Genomic DNA, 15,193 nt, shown 5'->3' on the forward strand with positions numbered 1-15,193 from the left:
GTGAGCCGCTGATGTCAACTTAAGTTGAGCCACATCGACTCAACCCGGGGTGCCGGGGATGTGAGACGCCGCGCACTCCCTCCCGCTGGGTCGGGACGTCGGATACCGTGGAGTGTTTGTGCCCGTTCCCGCGGGCCACCGCCACACCCCCGGGTCCGCCCCGCACGTCACCGCACGCACCGACACGACACCGCACGCACCCCGACACCTCAGGAGCCACCGTGAGCACCACGCCACCCCATTCGCCGCATCCGTCCAGTGAGGCCGACGGCTCCCGCCGGCCGAAGCCGCGGGAGGTGCTGCGCGAGATCAACTACCCGCACGGCATCCACCCCGCCCTCGTCCCCGGCATCGCCGTCGAGGACCAGAAGCTGCACTACGGCACGGACAAGGTGGTCTTCACCGTCACCGCCGCGCTGATCGTGGGGTTCATCGCCTGGGGCGTGCTCTCCACCGAGTCCCTGACGGCCGCCTCCACCGCGGCCCTGGGCTGGGTGACCGGCAACACCGGGTGGTTCTTCACCGCCCTGTCCACGGCCGCCGTGCTGTTCATGCTCGTGGTCGGCTTCACCCGGACCGGGCGGATCCCCCTGGGCATGGACGACGAGAAGCCCGAGTACTCCTTCTTCTCGTGGCTCGCCATGCTCTTCGCCGCCGGCATGGGCATCGGCCTGATGTTCTACGGCGCCTCCGAGCCGCTGAGCCACTTCGGCGCGGGCGTCCCGGGCTTCGGGGCGGAGCCCGGCTCCGAGGAGATGACCGTCTACGCCCTCGTCCAGACCGCCTTCCACTGGGGTCTCAACCCCTGGGCCATGTACGCCGTGGTCGGCGCGGCCGTCGCGTACGGCGCCTACCGGCGCGGACGCTCCCCGCTCATCAGCCGGATCTTCGTGCCGCTGATCGGCCAGCGGCGCGCCGAGGGCGGCCTGGGCCGGCTCATCGACGTGTTCGCCATCTTCGCGACGCTCTTCGGCACCGCCGCCTCGCTCGGGATCGGCGCGCTGCAGATCTCCCGGGGCCTCGAGATCGTCGCCGGCTGGGGACCGCTCGGCAACGGCGGGCTCATCGCGATCATCGCCGTCCTCACCGCCGCCTTCGTGGTCTCCGCGGTCTCCGGCGTGGCCCGCGGCATCCGCTACCTCTCCAACACGAACCTGCTGCTGGCGTTCCTGCTCGCCCTGTTCGTGTTCGTGGCCGGGCCCACCGTCCTGATCCTGGACCTGGTCCCCGCCGTGTTCAGCACCTACCTGCAGGAGTACCTCTGGATGACCGGGCAGACCGGCGGCTGGGGCGAGGACGCCACCGCCTTCGCCGGCGGCTGGACCGTCTTCTACTGGGCCTGGTGGCTGTCCTGGTCCCCGTTCGTCGGGATGTTCATCGCCAAGATCTCCCGCGGCCGCACGCTGCGGCAGTTCGTGACCGTGGTGCTCGTGGTCCCCTCCTCCATGTGCGTGCTCTGGTTCGTGGTCATCGGCGGCACGTCCATGTACCTGCAGCGCACCGGGACCGACCTGGCCGCCGCGGGCGGCCAGGAGGCCGCACTGTTCGGCATGCTCGACGCCCTGCCCTTCGGCGCGATCACGTCGGTGCTCGCCATGGTCGTCATCGGCATCTTCTTCGTGACCAGCGCGGACTCCGCGTCCATCGTCATGGGCACGCTGTCCCAGCGGGGCCAGCCCGAGCCGAACCGGCCGATCGTCGTGTTCTGGGGCCTGTGCCTCGGCGGCATCGCCTCGGTCATGATGCTCGTGGGCGGCGACGACGCCCTGACCGGGATGCAGAACCTCGTGACCGTCTCGGCCCTGCCGTTCGCGGTGATCGTCGCCTTCCTGATGGTCTCCTTCTACAAGGACCTGCGCAGCGACCCCGCCACGATCCGCCACGCGTTCGCCCTCACGGCGGTGCGCAAGGCCGTGATCCACGGCATCGAGGAGCACGGCGACGACTTCGCCCTGCAGGTGGAGCACGCCCCCGGCGCCCGTGCCGCCGGCGAGACCTTCGACTCCCACGACCCGGCCGTCACCGACTGGTACCGGCGGGTCGACGAGAACGGCGAGGAGATCGACCTCGCCGCGGAGACCGGTTCGAGCTCCGGCCAGCAGGCCGACCAGGAGCCGGAGCGCCCGGACGCCGGTCAGAAACGACTGGACCCGGACGAGCAGCGACCGCTCGACCCGACCGTCCGCCGGCCCTGACCGGACCCGCGCCGTGCGGCCGTCGCCCCCTCGGGCGGCGGCCGCACTTCTCGTGCCGGGACCGGACGGCTTAGACTGCGCGCTATGTATTCGATCGTGGCCGTGTGCACCGGCAACATCTGCCGCTCGCCCATGGCGGAGTTCGCCCTGCGCCGCGCCTTCGAGGCCGCAGGACTGGCCGGGCGCGTGCGGATCGACTCGGCCGGCGTCAGCGACGAGGAGCTCGGCAACCCCGTGGACCCCCGCGCCGGCGACCTCCTGCGCCGCGAGGGGCTCGACGCCTCCGCGCACGCGGCCCAGGTCTTCGACCCCGTCCGCTTCGGCGACCGGGACCTCGTGCTCGCCCTGGACGTGGTGCACTGGCAGCGCCTGCGGGCGCTCGCACCGGACCGCTCCGCCGCCGCCAAGGTGCGGCTGCTGCGGGAGTTCGACCCCGCCGTCGAGGACCTCGAGCACGGCGACCTGGGGATCTACGACCCCTGGTACGGGGGCCCCGAGGACTTCGAGTCCACCTGGGGCATGATCGACGCCGCCGTGCCGGGCGTGGTCCGCGCCGTCGCCCGGGAGCTCGGCGCCGACCGGGGATCCGCGCAGGACGCCGGGCGCGCGTGATCGACATCGAGCTCGAGCTGGATCCGGCGCTCGCGGCGGCCCATCCCGCCGGCACCAACCTGGCGCGGCTGCTCCCCTCCCCCACCCGCCGCCCCTACCTCATCGGCATCGACGGGCGCTCGGGGGCCGGCAAGACCAGCCTCGCCGAGCAGCTCGCCGCGGTGCTGCGCCCGGTGCGGGACGTGACGCTCTTCCACCTCGAGGACCTCTACCCGGGCTGGGACGGGCTCGGCCCCGGCCGCCGCACCTACGTGGACGAGGTCCTCACGCCCCTCGACCAGGGCCGGGACGCCGAGTGGAGCGCCTGGGACTGGGTCACCGGCTCCCCGGGGACCCCGCGGCTGACCCGCGTGGCGGAGGTCGTGATCCTGGAGGGCGTCGGCGCGTGCAGCGCCGAGGCCCGGGAGCTGCTGGACGTCTCCGTGTGGGTCGAGCTGCCCACCGCCCTGCGCTACGACCGCGCGCTGAGCCGTGACGGCTCCTACTACGCCGAGCACTGGGACCGCTGGGCCGCCCAGGAGGACGCCTATCTGGCGGAGGACCACGTCTGGGAACAGGTGGACATCCTGCACCCCGGCCCGGTCTGCTGAGCCCCGCGGCCGCACCGACAGGAGGATCCGTGACCAGCACCGTCGTCGTCCTCGACGCCGCCCACCCGGAGGGCGTCCTCGCCGATCCGTCCGTCCCGCTCGTGCGGATCGACGACCAGGGGCTCACCCGGGGGGACGGCGTCTTCGAGACCATGCGCGCCGTCGACGGGCTCGTGCAGAAGTTCGAGGCCCACCACCAGCGGCTGTCGGCCTCCGCGCGGCTGGCGCAGCTGCCCGTGCCGTCGGCGCGGGACGTGCGCGGGGCGGTGGAGCTGGCGCTCGCCCACGCCGCCCCCGGCGGGGACGGCGGCCTGGGGGCCGAGCACGCCGTCAAGGTGGTGATCAGCCGCGGCACCCCGGCGGACGGCCCGTGGTCCTGGATCGTGGTGACTCCCGTGCCGGAGACGACGTTCCGGCAGCGCCGGGACGGCGTGACCGCGGTGCTGCTGCCGCGCGGCCACGACCCCGCCCAGGACGCCGGGTACCCGTGGCTGCTCCCGGGGGCCAAGACGCTCTCCTACGCGATCAACATGGCCGCCCTGCGCCACGCCCGCTCCCTCGGCGCGGACGAGGCGGTCTTCACCACGGAGGGGCGCAGGGTCCTGGAGGGCGCGACGTCCTCCGTGGTCTGCGCCCGGGTGCGCGCCGGCCGCCGCACCCTGCTGACGCCGGAGCCCTCGCACGGGATCCTGCCGGGCACCACGCAGGCCAAGATCTTCGCCGCCGCCCGCCGGGACGGCTGGGAGCTCGGCTACGGGCCCCTGTACCCGGCGGACCTCATGGAGGCCGACGCCGTGTGGCTGGTCTCCAGCGTCCGGCTCGCGGTGCCGGTGCGCCGGCTCGACCACCAGCCGCTGCCGGTGGACCCGGACCTGACGAGGCTCGTCACGAGCTGGGTCCAGCGGGCCTGATCCTTCGCTCAGGCCCAGATGAACCGGTGCGTCCCGAGCAGGACGGACACCGCCGGGCCCGCCGCGGCGGCCGCAGCGCAACCCGTGAGGACCGCCGCGTCCCGCCAGGAGTACCCCGGGACGCGGGCCCACGTGCGCGGACCCGCACCGAAGCCGCGGGCCTCCATGGTGACCGACAGCCGGGTGGCCCGTCGCAGGGACTGCACCAGCAGCGTGAAGGCCTGGCCGCCGAACTCCCGCAGCGCGCCCACCGGACCGTGCCCGGACCCCGCCCCGCGCGCCCGCCGCGCCATCGCCAGGGTGGCCCACTCGGAGACCATCACCCCCACCAGCCGCAGCGCGGCCAGGGACGCGAGCACGAAGCGGGCCGGCAGGCGCAGCGTCTGGGCGAGGCCGTCGGCGAGATCCGTGGGATCCGTGGTGAGCACCAGCATCAGCCCGGGCAGCGCCAGCGCCAGCCCGCGCAGGGCGATCGCCGCCCCCGCGGCCACCGAGCCGGACGAGATCCCGGTGACCCCCAGGTCGAGCAGCACCGGCCCGGAGTCCTCGGCGAGCAGGGCCGTGCCCCACCCGCTCACGAGCGCCGCCACGACCACCGGCCACGCCCGGCGCAGCAGCGCGAGCGGGCGCTGACCGGCCAGCGCCAGCAGCAGCACCTCGCCCAGCAGCACGGTCCCCGACGTCACGGGGTCCGCGCTGAGCAGCAGCACCACGGTCAGCAGCAGCGCCCCGGCCAGCTTGACCACCGCGTTCGTGCGCCCCAGCAGGGAGGTCCGGGCCGACGGCGCGATCGCGGCGGCGCTCACCGGACGGGCTCCCGCCGGACGGGGACGACCCGCACCGCGCCGGCCCCCGGCGCCGCCGGAGCGGCCGGGGCACTCCCTGCCGCGGCCGCGGACCGCACGGCAGGAGCAGCCGCGGTCTTCCCCGCCGCGGACGCGGACCGCACGACAGGAACGGCCGGCGCCCCTCCCGCCGCCGGTGCCGTGCGAGCGGCGCGGCCCCGCTCGCTCGGGGTGCCCAGCGCCAGCACCTCGGCGCCGAGCGCCCGCACGAAGTCCTCGTCGTGGGTCACGGCGAGGACCGACGTGCCGGCGTCGACGAGCTCCACGAGCAGGTCCACGAGCTCCGCCCACGTCAGGGCGTCCTGACCGAACGTCGGCTCGTCGAGCACCAGCACGTCCGGGTCCGTGGCGAGCACCGTGGCCACGGACAGCCGCCGCTTCTCGCCCCCGGAGAGGGTGAACGGGTTGGCGTCGGCCAGGTGCGAGAGCCGCAGCCGGCGGAGCAGTTCGTCCGTGCGGCGCTCCCGCTCGGCCACCGGCGTGCCGGCCAGCCGGGGGCCCAGTTCGAGCTCGGCCCGCACGGTGGCGCGCAGGAACTGGTGCTCGGGCTCCTGGAAGACCGTCCCCACACGGGCCACGAGCTCCCGGCCGCTCCACTCGAGCGGGTCGGGGCCCGCGCCTCGGTCGAGGACCGGGTGGGCCCGCACGGTGCCGCGCACGGGGGCGAGCAGACCCGCCAGCGTCAGCGCGAGCGTGGACTTGCCGGCGCCGTTGGGCCCGGTCAGCGCGAGCGCGCGGCCGCGGCGCAGGGTCAGCTCCACGCCGGCCACCGCCGTGGGGAGGTCCCGGCCCGCGGCGGCGTCGTCCACCGGGCGGCCGCGACGCCGCGCCCGCCGCCGGGCGCGCAGCTGCCGCGCCGAGGGCTGGCTGCGCGAGACGCCCAGACCGGTGGCGCTCAGCAGCGGTGCGCCGTCCGCCCCGGAGCCGGCGGCCCGGGTTCCGGCGGGACCCCCGGCGGGATGTGCACCGGAGCCTGCACGGGGACCCGCGGCGGGGCGAGCGGGCGCACGCGTGGCCGGCACCCGGCCGGGCACCCACACCCCCGCGCCGCTGAGCTCGTCGGCCGCGGCGCCGAGCACCCGGCCCGGCGCGCCGTCGTGGGTGATGCTCCCGTCCCGGCCGAGCACGACGACGCGGTCCACGACCTCGGCCCACACGGCGACACGGTGCTCCACGACCACGAGCGTGGCGCCGCTGCGGTCGAGGCAGGACACCACGGCGTCGCGGACCTGCCGCACGCCGGCGGGGTCCAGGTTGGCGGTCGGCTCGTCGAGCAGCAGCAGCCCGGGGCTCATGGCCACGGCGCCCGCGAGCGCCAGGCGCTGCTTCTGCCCGCCGGACAGGGCCGCGGTGGAGTGGTCGAGGGGGAGGTCCAGCCCCACGTCGTCGAGCGCCGCGCGCACCCGCGGCCAGATCTGCTCCCGGGGCACCGCGAGGTTCTCGAGGCCGAAGGCGGTGTCGTCCCCGATCCGGGACAGCACCACCTGGGACTCGGGGTCCTGCTGCACGAGACCGGCCCGGCCGCGCGCCTGCTCCGGCGGCATGCCGTCGAGCAGCAGCTCGCCGGAGGCGGACTGCCCGTCGTCGTCGTGGAGGACTCCCGCCAGGGCGTGCAGGAGGGTGGACTTGCCCGCCCCGCTGGGTCCCAGCAGGAGCACGCGCTCCCCCGGCTCCACCACGAGGTCGAGGCCGCGCAGCGCCGCCGCGTCCCGCCCGGGGTGGTGCCAGCCGAAGCCGCGGGCCTCGACCCGGGCCCCGCGGCCGGCGGGCACCACGGGGTCCGGGGTCGTGGGAGCCGTCATCGCCGCACGGCCCGACCCGACGCGAGACCCTGCAGCACGCCGGTGGCCGCGAGGGCCCGCACCACGGCCTGCATCAGCAGGCCCGCGAGCACCGCCCCGGAGACGGCCGCCAGGACCACGTAGACCACCTGGTGGCTCAGCGCCCACTCGTAGTTGTAGACGATGTTCTCGTGGACGCCGAGGAAGATCCCGCTCACGGCGCCCGCCACGGCCGCCGCGAGGGCGTCGAACCGGCGGTACCGGAAGGCGGCGAAGGCCAGCTCCGCGCCGATGCCCTGGACGAGACCGGAGAGCACGACCAGCAGGCCGAAGTGGGTGCCCAGGAAGCTCTCGATCACGGCGGCGAGCAGCTCGCAGAACAGCGCGGCGCCGGGCTTGCGGATGATCAGCCCGCCGAGCACGCCGGCCACGAGCCAGCCGCCGGCGATCAGCCCCACGGCGGGCGGGTAGGCGACCGCGGCCGTGCCGACCACGGGGTAGAGCAGGTTCGACCACGCCCAGAAGACGACCGCGCACACGGCGGCGAGGACGGCGGCCATGACGATGTCGACGACGCGCCAGGACGACGCGCGGGACGTGCCGGGGCGGCGGGCGGGGCGGTGGGTGGTGGTGTTCACGGTGGGTTCCTCCTGGGCTCAGCGAGCCGTCGGTGCCAGGAGGGGACGGGGTTCCGCGGGCCGCGCCGGTGGCGCGTTCCCGGGGAAGCACCCCTGAGATGCTCGACTCCCTTCGCCGGTGCTAACCGGAGCAGGTTCGAGGGTCTGCGGCGATCCGCACTCTCAGCGCCGCGCCGGTCTCACCGGCGGGGCGCTCCCCTGTCGTTCAGTGGCACCGAGTCTACCCCTCCCTCGCCCGCTCCGTGCACTGCCGACGCACGGCCGGTGAACGACGCAGGGGCCCGTCCGGCCGGACACCGGTGCGGTGTCCGGCCGGACGGGCCCCTGCGCGAGGTGCTCGCCGGGCCTCAGACCTCGGCCTGGCTCGAGGCCTTGGGGTTGGTCTGCGGCTTGTTCTCCATCTTCGCGATCTGGCGGGAGATGCCGACCTTGATGACGGTGCCCACGAGACCGGTCACGAGCGACCAGATGATGATGCCCGTCCAGGCCTCGTCCGGGTCCGGGTTCTTGGCGGGGGGCGGGTCGCCGGTGATGCGCGTCCACGCCGCGCCGAGCACCTTGTGCGAGAGCGCCACGCCGCCGAGCGAGAGGCCGGTGCCCACGAGTTCGAGGACCTTGGTGTTCATGGAGTGCTGCTCCTTGTCGTCCGAGGGGGACGCGGGTGCGCCCTGTCGATCCTGCCCAGCCTAACGCGTCCCCGGCGATCCGTCAGTCTGCTGTCCGTCCGCCCGCCGGCCGTCCGGGCTCGGCACCGGCGGACCCGCGGCAGCGCCTTCCGCGGAGCCCTCCGCCCCGCCCTCCGCGGCGCGGTTGAGGACCTTCTGCAGGTCGTCCTGGGTCAGCGTGGTCCGGTTCAGGTGCTTGGTGCGGTACGTCGAGCGTCCCACCATGTGCGCCGAGACGGGCACGGTGAGCAGCTGGAAGATCCAGCCCAGGGCGATGAGCGGGATCATGACGGGTTGGCGGTTCTCGAGGGCGACGGCCGTGAGCATGAGGAGCAGCCCGAAGACCTGGGGCTTGGTGCCGGCATGCATGCGCGTCAGCAGGTCCGGGAAGCGGACCAGGCCGATCGCGGCGGCGAGGGACATGAGCGCGCCGACCACGAGGCACACGGCCGCGGCGGCGTCCAGGACGGTGTCCAGCACGGCGCTCACCGCCCGTGCTCGGCGGTCTGGGTGGCGAAGCGCGCCACCGTCACGGAGCCGATGAACCCGACCAGCGAGACGATCACCATGAGGATCAGGTTGTTGAGGTGGCCGTGGTAGGCCATGTCCACGGCGAGGGCGGCCGCGACGATGGCCAGCAGCACGTCCGTGGCCACCACGCGGTCCAGCAGGGAGGGCCCCTTGGCGAGGCGGTAGAGGGTGCCCGCGGCGGCCGCGCTGAGCAGCACGGCCGCGACGGCCACGGCGATCTGCATCACGGGCGGTCCTCCTGGGGGGCGTCGGCGGCGGTGGATCCCGGGGTGTCGCCCGGGGACCCGGTGGGCACCTCGTCCCGGCGGCGGCCCACGATCTGCTGGCTCGCGGTGACCGGGGAGCTGAGCGCGGCGCTGTCCCGCCGGTCCGTGCCGGGGGTCCGTCCGCCGCCCCGCTCGGCCCGCAGGGCGGCGAGCTCCTCCGGGGTGCCCATGATCCGGATCCAGGCGGCCTCCACCTGCAGGGCGGACCGGCGGAAGTCCTCGGCCTCCTGGGCGCTGCGGACGTTGAGCGCGTGGAAGTACAGCGTGCCGGAGGCCCGGTCCACCTCCACCACGAGCGAGCCCGGGATCAGGGTCATGGTGTGTCCGGTGGCCGTCAGGAGCAGGTCGGAGCGCGTGCGCAGCTGGACGCCGACCACGGCGTTGCGCGCGCGCGGACCCACGAGGATCGCGATGAGCATCACCTCGAAGCTCGCCTTGGCGACCTGCCACACGAACGTCACGGCGAAGACGGCGAACTGGAACGGGTTGAACCGGCCGGACAGCTGCACCGGCGGCAGGTACAGCACCCACGTCACGAGCAGGGCCAGGACCAACCCGACCAGCAGGTTGCCGGGGCCGAAGTCGCCCCAGAGGGCGCCCCACACCACCACGAGCCACACCAGCAGCGGCAGCTCGACGAGCAGGGAGTTCTTGGGACGGGTCACGGCGCCTCCTCCACGACGGGCCGCGGCGCGGACGCGGGGTCCAGCACGGCCTCGACGTAGCGCTCGGGGCGGACGAGGTTCTCCGCGGCGTTGTCCGCGAGCTGGAACAGCGGCCCGGCGAACACGGTCAGGGCCACCCCCGCGGCGACGAGGGCCGAGGCGCCGCCGAGCATCGAGGGGGACATCAGGCGCACGTCGCCCTTGCCCGCGAACCGGCCCGCCTGGTCGTCGACGGCGCCCGAGGTCAGCAGGAACCGGGAGCCGGCGGGCACCGGGGCCAGCAGGATGGGGTCCGGGTACTCCGCGTCCTCCGGGGCGCGCAGGAACACGCGGTTCCACACCCGGATCATGGCGAGCAGGGTCAGGAGGGACACCGCCACGGAGCCGGCGACGAGGGCGTAGGCCAGCCCGTCGCCCTGGTCCACGCCGGCCTGCAGCAGACCGGTCTTGCCCAGGAAGCCGGAGAACGGCGGGATCCCGCCGAGATTGAGCGCGGGCACGAGGTAGAGCAGCGCGAGCAGCGGCGAGATCTTGGCCATCCCGGCCAGCCGGTCCACGTTGGTGGACCCCCCGCGGCGCTCGATCAGCCCGGCCACGAGGAACAGGCTCGTCTGGATCACGATGTGGTGGGCCACGTAGTAGACCGTGGCGGAGAGCGCCTCCTGGGTGCCCACGGCCACCCCGAAGATCATGTACCCGATGTGGCTGATCAGGGTGAAGGACAGCATGCGCTTGATGTCGATCTGCGCGAGCGCGCCCAGGATGCCGACCACCATGGTGAGCAGCGCGACCCACATCAGGAGGTCGTCGAGCCGCTCCCCGGGGAAGAGCACGGTCTCGGTGCGGATGATCGAGTACACGCCCACCTTGGTCAGCAGGCCGGCGAACACGGCGGTCACGGGCGCGGAGGCGGTCGGGTAGGAGTCCGGGAGCCAGAAGGACAGCGGGAAGACCGCGGCCTTGATGCCGAACGCGATGAGCAGCATCAGGTGCAGCTGCATCTGCGTCCCCACCGGCAGGCCCTCGAGCTTGACCGAGAGATCGGCCATGTTGATGGTGCCCGTGGCCGCGTAGATCATCGCGATGGTGATCAGGAACAGCACGGAGGAGATCACCGAGACCACCACGTAGGTCACGCCGGTGCGGATCCGCTGCACGGTCCCGCCCATCGTCATGAGCACGTAGGACGCGGTCAGCAGGATCTCGAAGCCCACGTAGAGGTTGAACAGGTCCCCGGCGAGGAAGGCGTTGGAGACCCCCGCCACGAGGATCAGGAAGGAGGGGTGGAAGATCGAGATCGGCCCCTCCTCGTCGCCGTCGGCCACGCCCTGCCCGCTCGCGTAGACGAGCACGGCGAGGGAGACGACCGTGGAGACCACGAGCATCAGGGACGAGAGCTGGTCCACGACCATGACGATGCCCCAGGGCGCCTCCCAGCCGCCGAGGTGGACGGCCTGCGGGCCGAGGTTCCACGTGGTCCCGAGGATGAGCGCCTCGACCGCGAGGGTGAGCACGAGCGAGCCGATGGCCACGGTCCGCTGGAGGGCGTTGCGCCGCAGGAGCAGGAGGCTCAGGGCCGCCCCGAGGAACGGGATGATGACGGCCAGGGGGGCCAGCTGGGCGAAGTTGACGGTCACCGCCTCCCTCCCCACTCGTCGACGCCGCGCACACCCGGGGTCTCCAGGGACTCACCGGGGTCCTGGGGCCGTGGGGCGTCGTCGAACTCCGTGGTGTCGGCGGGGACGTCGGCGTCGTCCTCCATGTCGTAGGAGGACTGCCGCGCCACGCGCCGGTCCTCGACGTCGTCCTGGATCTCGTCCCGGCGCCCGAGGACCCAGGACCGGTAGATCATGCCCAGCAGGAACGCGGTGACGGCGAGGGAGATCACGATGGCGGTGAGGATGAGGGCCTGGGGCAGCGGGTCGCTGTAGTCCTCCGCGGCGATCGACCCCTCGTACAGGGGCGCGGACCCGGCGGCCCCGCCGGCGTGCAGGATCAGCAGGTTCGTGCCGTTGGTCAGCAGCATCAGCCCGAGCAGCACGCGGGTGAGCGAGCGCTCGAGCAGCAGGTACACGCCCACGGCGTAGAGCACGCCCATCACGACCAGCAGGGTCAGGTTCACGGTCATCGGTGCTCGTTCCCTCCGTCGGTGCGGATCCGGGCGATCGCGGTCGGCGATGTCGCGGAGGCCGCCGCGGTCGCTCCCGCGGGGGCGCCGGCGGACACCTTCCGCTGCCGCGTGACGCGGATGCGCGTGCCGCGCCCCGGGGTGCGCCGCCGCCGGCGGACCGCGTCCTCCTCGATCCGCTGGTCGATCCGGCCGCCGAGCGAGCGCAGGATGTCCAGGATGAGCCCCACCACGATGAGGTAGACCGCGATGTCGAAGATCAGGGCGGTCACGAACTTCTCCGCCCCGAAGAGCGGCAGCTCCGCCTCGAAGGTGTAGCTCTGCATCACCGACCCGCCGAAGAACACCGGGGTGACGGCGTAGAGCGCGGCGAGCGCCAGGCCCGTCCCGAGCATCGTGCCCGCGTTGATCGGCGTGGCCAGCTCCAGCTCGTAGCGCCCGCCCGCGAGGTAGCGCACGGTGAGGGCGAGGCCGGCCAGGAGGCCGCCCGCGAACCCTCCGCCGGGGTCGTTGTGCCCGGCGATCAGCAGGTAGAGCGAGACCATCATGAACGTGTGGAACAGCAGCCGGGTGACCACCTCGAAGACGATCGAGCGCCGCTCGGGGGCCATCGTCCTCCCGGCGAGCAGGTAGGGGTCCTCGAGGTCGTCGTCGCGGCGCGCGAGGCCCACGTCCAGGGGCTCGCCGCCGGGCGAGACGGCCGCGGCGTTGCGCCGCCGGATCACCCGCAGCTGGTCGGTGGTGGGATCGTCCCCGGAGCGGACGATGCGGTCCCCGCGCCCCGTGACGAAGATCAGGGAGGCCACGCCGGTGGCGGCGAGCACGAGCACCGAGATCTCCCCGAACGTGTCCCACGCACGGATGTCCACGAGGATCACGTTGACGACGTTCTGGCCGTCACCGAGCTCGTAGGCCATCCGGGGCAGCTCCAGGGAGATCGGGTCGGCCGTGCGGGAGGAGATGCTGAACGCCGCGAGCGCCATCATGAACAGCCCGAAGGTCACCGCGATGGTGCCGCGCAGCAGCCGGCGCCCGGCCGGGTTGCGGTGCCACAGGGGCGCGGGCAGCGAGCGCAGGGCGAGCACGAACGCCACGAGCAGCACGGTCTCGACGAGCGTCTGCGTCAGGGCGAGGTCCGGCGCGCCCTGCAGGGCGAAGATGAGGGCCAGCCCGTAGCCGGTGACCGACACGAGCAGCACCGCGAGGAAGCGCTTGCGGGCCAGGGGTACCAGCAGGGCCGCGACGACCATGGCCGCGCCGGCGATCAGCTGGCCCGGGCCGTCGGAGACCCGCAGCGACCCCAGGGGCGGGGTCTCCTCCGCGATCAGCGCCACCAGCGGCACGACGATGGCCGTGATCAGGATGACGGAGAGGTAGAACATCAGCGAACCGCGCTGGGTGCGGCCGGTGATCCACACGGCGGCGAGGTCCAGCACGTTGACGACCCGCCGGTAGACGAGCTCCCCCGGGGGCAGGGACGGCAGGGCCCGCTGGAGGTCCGCGACCTGGCGCCGGAGGAGGTGGAGCACGATCCCGCCCGCGACGATGAGGGCGGAGAACCCGAGGGCCGGGGTGAACCCGTGCCACAGGGCCAGGTAGAAGTCGTGCTCCACGGCCGGGAACTGCTCGACGTAGGGCTGCAGCATCGCGTCGACCGGCTGGGGCCACAGGCCGAACACCACGGTGAGGACGGAGAGCACGAGCGGCGCGGCGAGGAACGCGGGCTCGACCCGCTGCATGTCGCTGACCACGGCCCTGCCGCCGACCCCGGCGTCGAGCTCGGAGAACTCGGCGGACTTGTGGGCGAACCCGCCCCACACGAACCGGGCGCTGTAGGCGAAGGTCAGCACGGAGCCGACCACGAGCCCTGCGAGCACCACGGTCCCCGCCGCGCCCTCGACGTCGTGGGCGAACGCGGTCAGCACGGACTCCTTGGCCACGAAGCCGGCCAGCGGGGGCAGCCCGGCCATGGACGCCGCGGCCACGAGCGAGACGGCGAACAGGACGGGCACGCGCCCGGCGAGCCCCGACAGGCGGCGGATGTCCCGGGTGCCCGCCCGGTGGTCGATGATCCCGACCACGAGGAACAGCGTCGCCTTGAACAGCCCGTGCGCGAGGAGCATGGCCATGCCCGCCTGCGCCGTGTCCGCGGAGCCGCGGCCCACGATCACCATGAGGAAGCCGAGCTGGCTGACGGTGCCGTAGGCGAGGATCAGCTTCAGGTCGTACTGCTTCAGTGCCGCCCAGCCGCCGAAGAGCATGGTGCCCAGCCCCAGCACCGCGATGGTCGGCTGCCACAGCGCCGTCTCGGCGAAGCCCGGGGCGAAGCGGGCCACCAGGTAGATGCCGGCCTTGACCATCGCGGCGGCGTGCAGGTACGCGGACACCGGGGTGGGCGCGGCCATCGCGGCCGGCAGCCAGAAGTGCAGCGGGATCAGCGCGGACTTCGTCACGGCGCCGACGAGGAGCAGGAGGACCGCCACGTCCACCACGGTCCCGCGCTGCGCCAGCTCGGGGGCCGCCGCGAGCACCTCGGAGATCCGGTAGGTGCCCGCGGCCTGGCCCAGCATCACGATGCCGACCAGCATGGCCAGGCCGCCGGCGGTGGTGAGCACGAGGGCCTGCAGCGCCGCGCGCCGGGCGGACAGACGGGTCCGGCTGTAGCTGATGAGCAGGAACGACAGGACCGTGGTGATCTCCCAGAAGACGAACAGCACCAGCATGTCGTCGGCGGTCACCAGGCCGAACATGGCGCCCGCGAAGGCGAGCAGCTGCGCGCCGAAGCCGCCGATGCCGATCGCGCCGGACTTGAAGTAGCGGGCGCAGTAGAACAGCACCAGGGAGCCCACGCCGAGCACGAGCAGGGACATCGTCCACGAGAGGGCGTCCATGCGCAGCACCAGGTCCAGGCGCAGGGACGGGATCCACTCCCCGCCCTCGGTCCAGCCGCCCTCCGGGCCGTAGACCCGCGGGCCGGAGCCCAGCAGCCACAGGAAGCCGGCGAACGGGACCGCCGCCAGGAGGTAGAAGGCGCTGCGTCCCATCCGTGCGAACAGCAGGGGCGCGACCGCGGCCACCACTGCGTGGAGCAGGAGCACAGCGGTCATCAGGCGCCTCCGGAGGTCGGGGAAGAGATCGGCGGGCGGGCGTCGAGGGGCCCGGACGCGGGCACGGAGAACCTGTGCGAGCACGGGGTGGCCGGGGCGCACCCGGGTGTTCCACCCTATCAAAGGGGTGTTGCCGCCCCCGCCCGCATGTCCTGACAGCACCTGTACGTTCCCGGACGGTTTCCTGGGCGGGACCCGGATTGCCGGGCGGTCCTCCGGCGAGGCCGCCCTCCGCGACGGGCACCGCGGGCCTAGCATG

Annotated in this window: 14 protein-coding genes and 1 riboswitch; of the genes, 4 read left to right on the forward strand and 10 right to left on the reverse strand. The window is 73.7% G+C overall.

The genetic code is table 11. The annotated features are described in order from the left end of the window. Positions 1-221 precede the first annotated feature (221 nt). From RF644_RS00365 to RF644_RS00380, 4 genes are all read left to right on the forward strand, one after another. Positions 222-2,195: a BCCT family transporter gene (locus RF644_RS00365; RefSeq protein ID WP_368794922.1), complete on the forward strand. Its 1,974-nt coding sequence runs from the start codon at positions 222-224 to the stop codon at positions 2,193-2,195. An 84-nt stretch (positions 2,196-2,279) separates the two neighbouring features. Continuing rightward, a complete protein-coding gene (locus RF644_RS00370; protein WP_017832608.1) occupies positions 2,280-2,807 on the forward strand; it encodes a low molecular weight protein-tyrosine-phosphatase in 528 nt (175 codons plus the stop codon). Continuing rightward, on the forward strand, positions 2,804-3,397 hold the full coding sequence (locus RF644_RS00375) for a uridine kinase (RefSeq protein WP_017832609.1): 594 nt from the start codon (positions 2,804-2,806) through the stop codon (positions 3,395-3,397). The genes RF644_RS00370 and RF644_RS00375 overlap by 4 nt, the downstream gene beginning before the upstream one ends. A 29-nt stretch (positions 3,398-3,426) precedes the next feature. After that, a complete protein-coding gene (locus tag RF644_RS00380) occupies positions 3,427-4,308 on the forward strand; it encodes an aminotransferase class IV (protein WP_368794923.1) in 882 nt (293 codons plus the stop codon). A gap of 8 nt (positions 4,309-4,316) precedes the next feature. Here RF644_RS00380 and RF644_RS00385 read toward each other — a convergent pair whose 3' ends face one another. The 10 genes from RF644_RS00385 to RF644_RS00430 form a co-directional block, all read right to left on the reverse strand. Next, positions 4,317-5,114: an energy-coupling factor transporter transmembrane protein EcfT gene (locus tag RF644_RS00385; protein ID WP_017832611.1), complete on the reverse strand. Its 798-nt coding sequence runs from the start codon at positions 5,112-5,114 to the stop codon at positions 4,317-4,319. Next, positions 5,111-6,955, reverse strand: a complete 1,845-nt coding sequence (locus tag RF644_RS00390) for an ABC transporter ATP-binding protein (protein WP_368794924.1) — start codon at positions 6,953-6,955, stop codon at positions 5,111-5,113. Before RF644_RS00390 ends, RF644_RS00385 begins: the two co-directional genes overlap by 4 nt. After that, a complete protein-coding gene (locus RF644_RS00395) occupies positions 6,952-7,572 on the reverse strand; it encodes an ECF transporter S component (protein ID WP_368794925.1) in 621 nt (206 codons plus the stop codon). Before RF644_RS00395 ends, RF644_RS00390 begins: the two co-directional genes overlap by 4 nt. Positions 7,573-7,662: 90 nt before the next feature. Further along, a riboswitch (TPP riboswitch) is annotated at positions 7,663-7,782 on the reverse strand. Between the two features lie 137 nt (positions 7,783-7,919). Continuing rightward, on the reverse strand, positions 7,920-8,198 hold the full coding sequence (locus RF644_RS00400; RefSeq protein WP_368794926.1) for a DUF4235 domain-containing protein: 279 nt from the start codon (positions 8,196-8,198) through the stop codon (positions 7,920-7,922). A 60-nt stretch (positions 8,199-8,258) separates the two neighbouring features. Beyond that, positions 8,259-8,726 (reverse strand): monovalent cation/H(+) antiporter subunit G, encoded by a 468-nt coding sequence (gene mnhG / locus RF644_RS00405; RefSeq protein ID WP_368794927.1) that lies wholly within the window; start codon positions 8,724-8,726, stop codon positions 8,259-8,261. Continuing rightward, positions 8,723-8,995, reverse strand: a complete 273-nt coding sequence (locus RF644_RS00410; protein ID WP_017832616.1) for a monovalent cation/H+ antiporter complex subunit F — start codon at positions 8,993-8,995, stop codon at positions 8,723-8,725. The genes mnhG and RF644_RS00410 overlap by 4 nt, the downstream gene beginning before the upstream one ends. After that, entirely contained in the window at positions 8,992-9,699 is a 708-nt protein-coding gene (locus tag RF644_RS00415; protein ID WP_368794928.1) for a Na+/H+ antiporter subunit E, read from the reverse strand. Before RF644_RS00415 ends, RF644_RS00410 begins: the two co-directional genes overlap by 4 nt. Next, positions 9,696-11,336 (reverse strand): Na+/H+ antiporter subunit D, encoded by a 1,641-nt coding sequence (locus tag RF644_RS00420; protein ID WP_095650369.1) that lies wholly within the window; start codon positions 11,334-11,336, stop codon positions 9,696-9,698. Before RF644_RS00420 ends, RF644_RS00415 begins: the two co-directional genes overlap by 4 nt. Beyond that, positions 11,333-11,827, reverse strand: coding sequence for a Na(+)/H(+) antiporter subunit C (locus RF644_RS00425; RefSeq protein WP_017832622.1), 495 nt, complete (start codon positions 11,825-11,827; stop codon positions 11,333-11,335). Before RF644_RS00425 ends, RF644_RS00420 begins: the two co-directional genes overlap by 4 nt. Next, complete coding sequence (locus RF644_RS00430; RefSeq protein ID WP_368794929.1) at positions 11,824-14,934, reverse strand: Na+/H+ antiporter subunit A; 3,111 nt, start codon at positions 14,932-14,934, stop codon at positions 11,824-11,826. The genes RF644_RS00425 and RF644_RS00430 overlap by 4 nt, the downstream gene beginning before the upstream one ends. Between the last annotated feature and the right edge of the window lie 259 nt (positions 14,935-15,193).

It is taken from the genome of Kocuria sp. CPCC 205258 (assembly GCF_040981005.1).
GTDB lineage: Bacteria > Actinomycetota > Actinomycetes > Actinomycetales > Micrococcaceae > Kocuria > Kocuria rosea.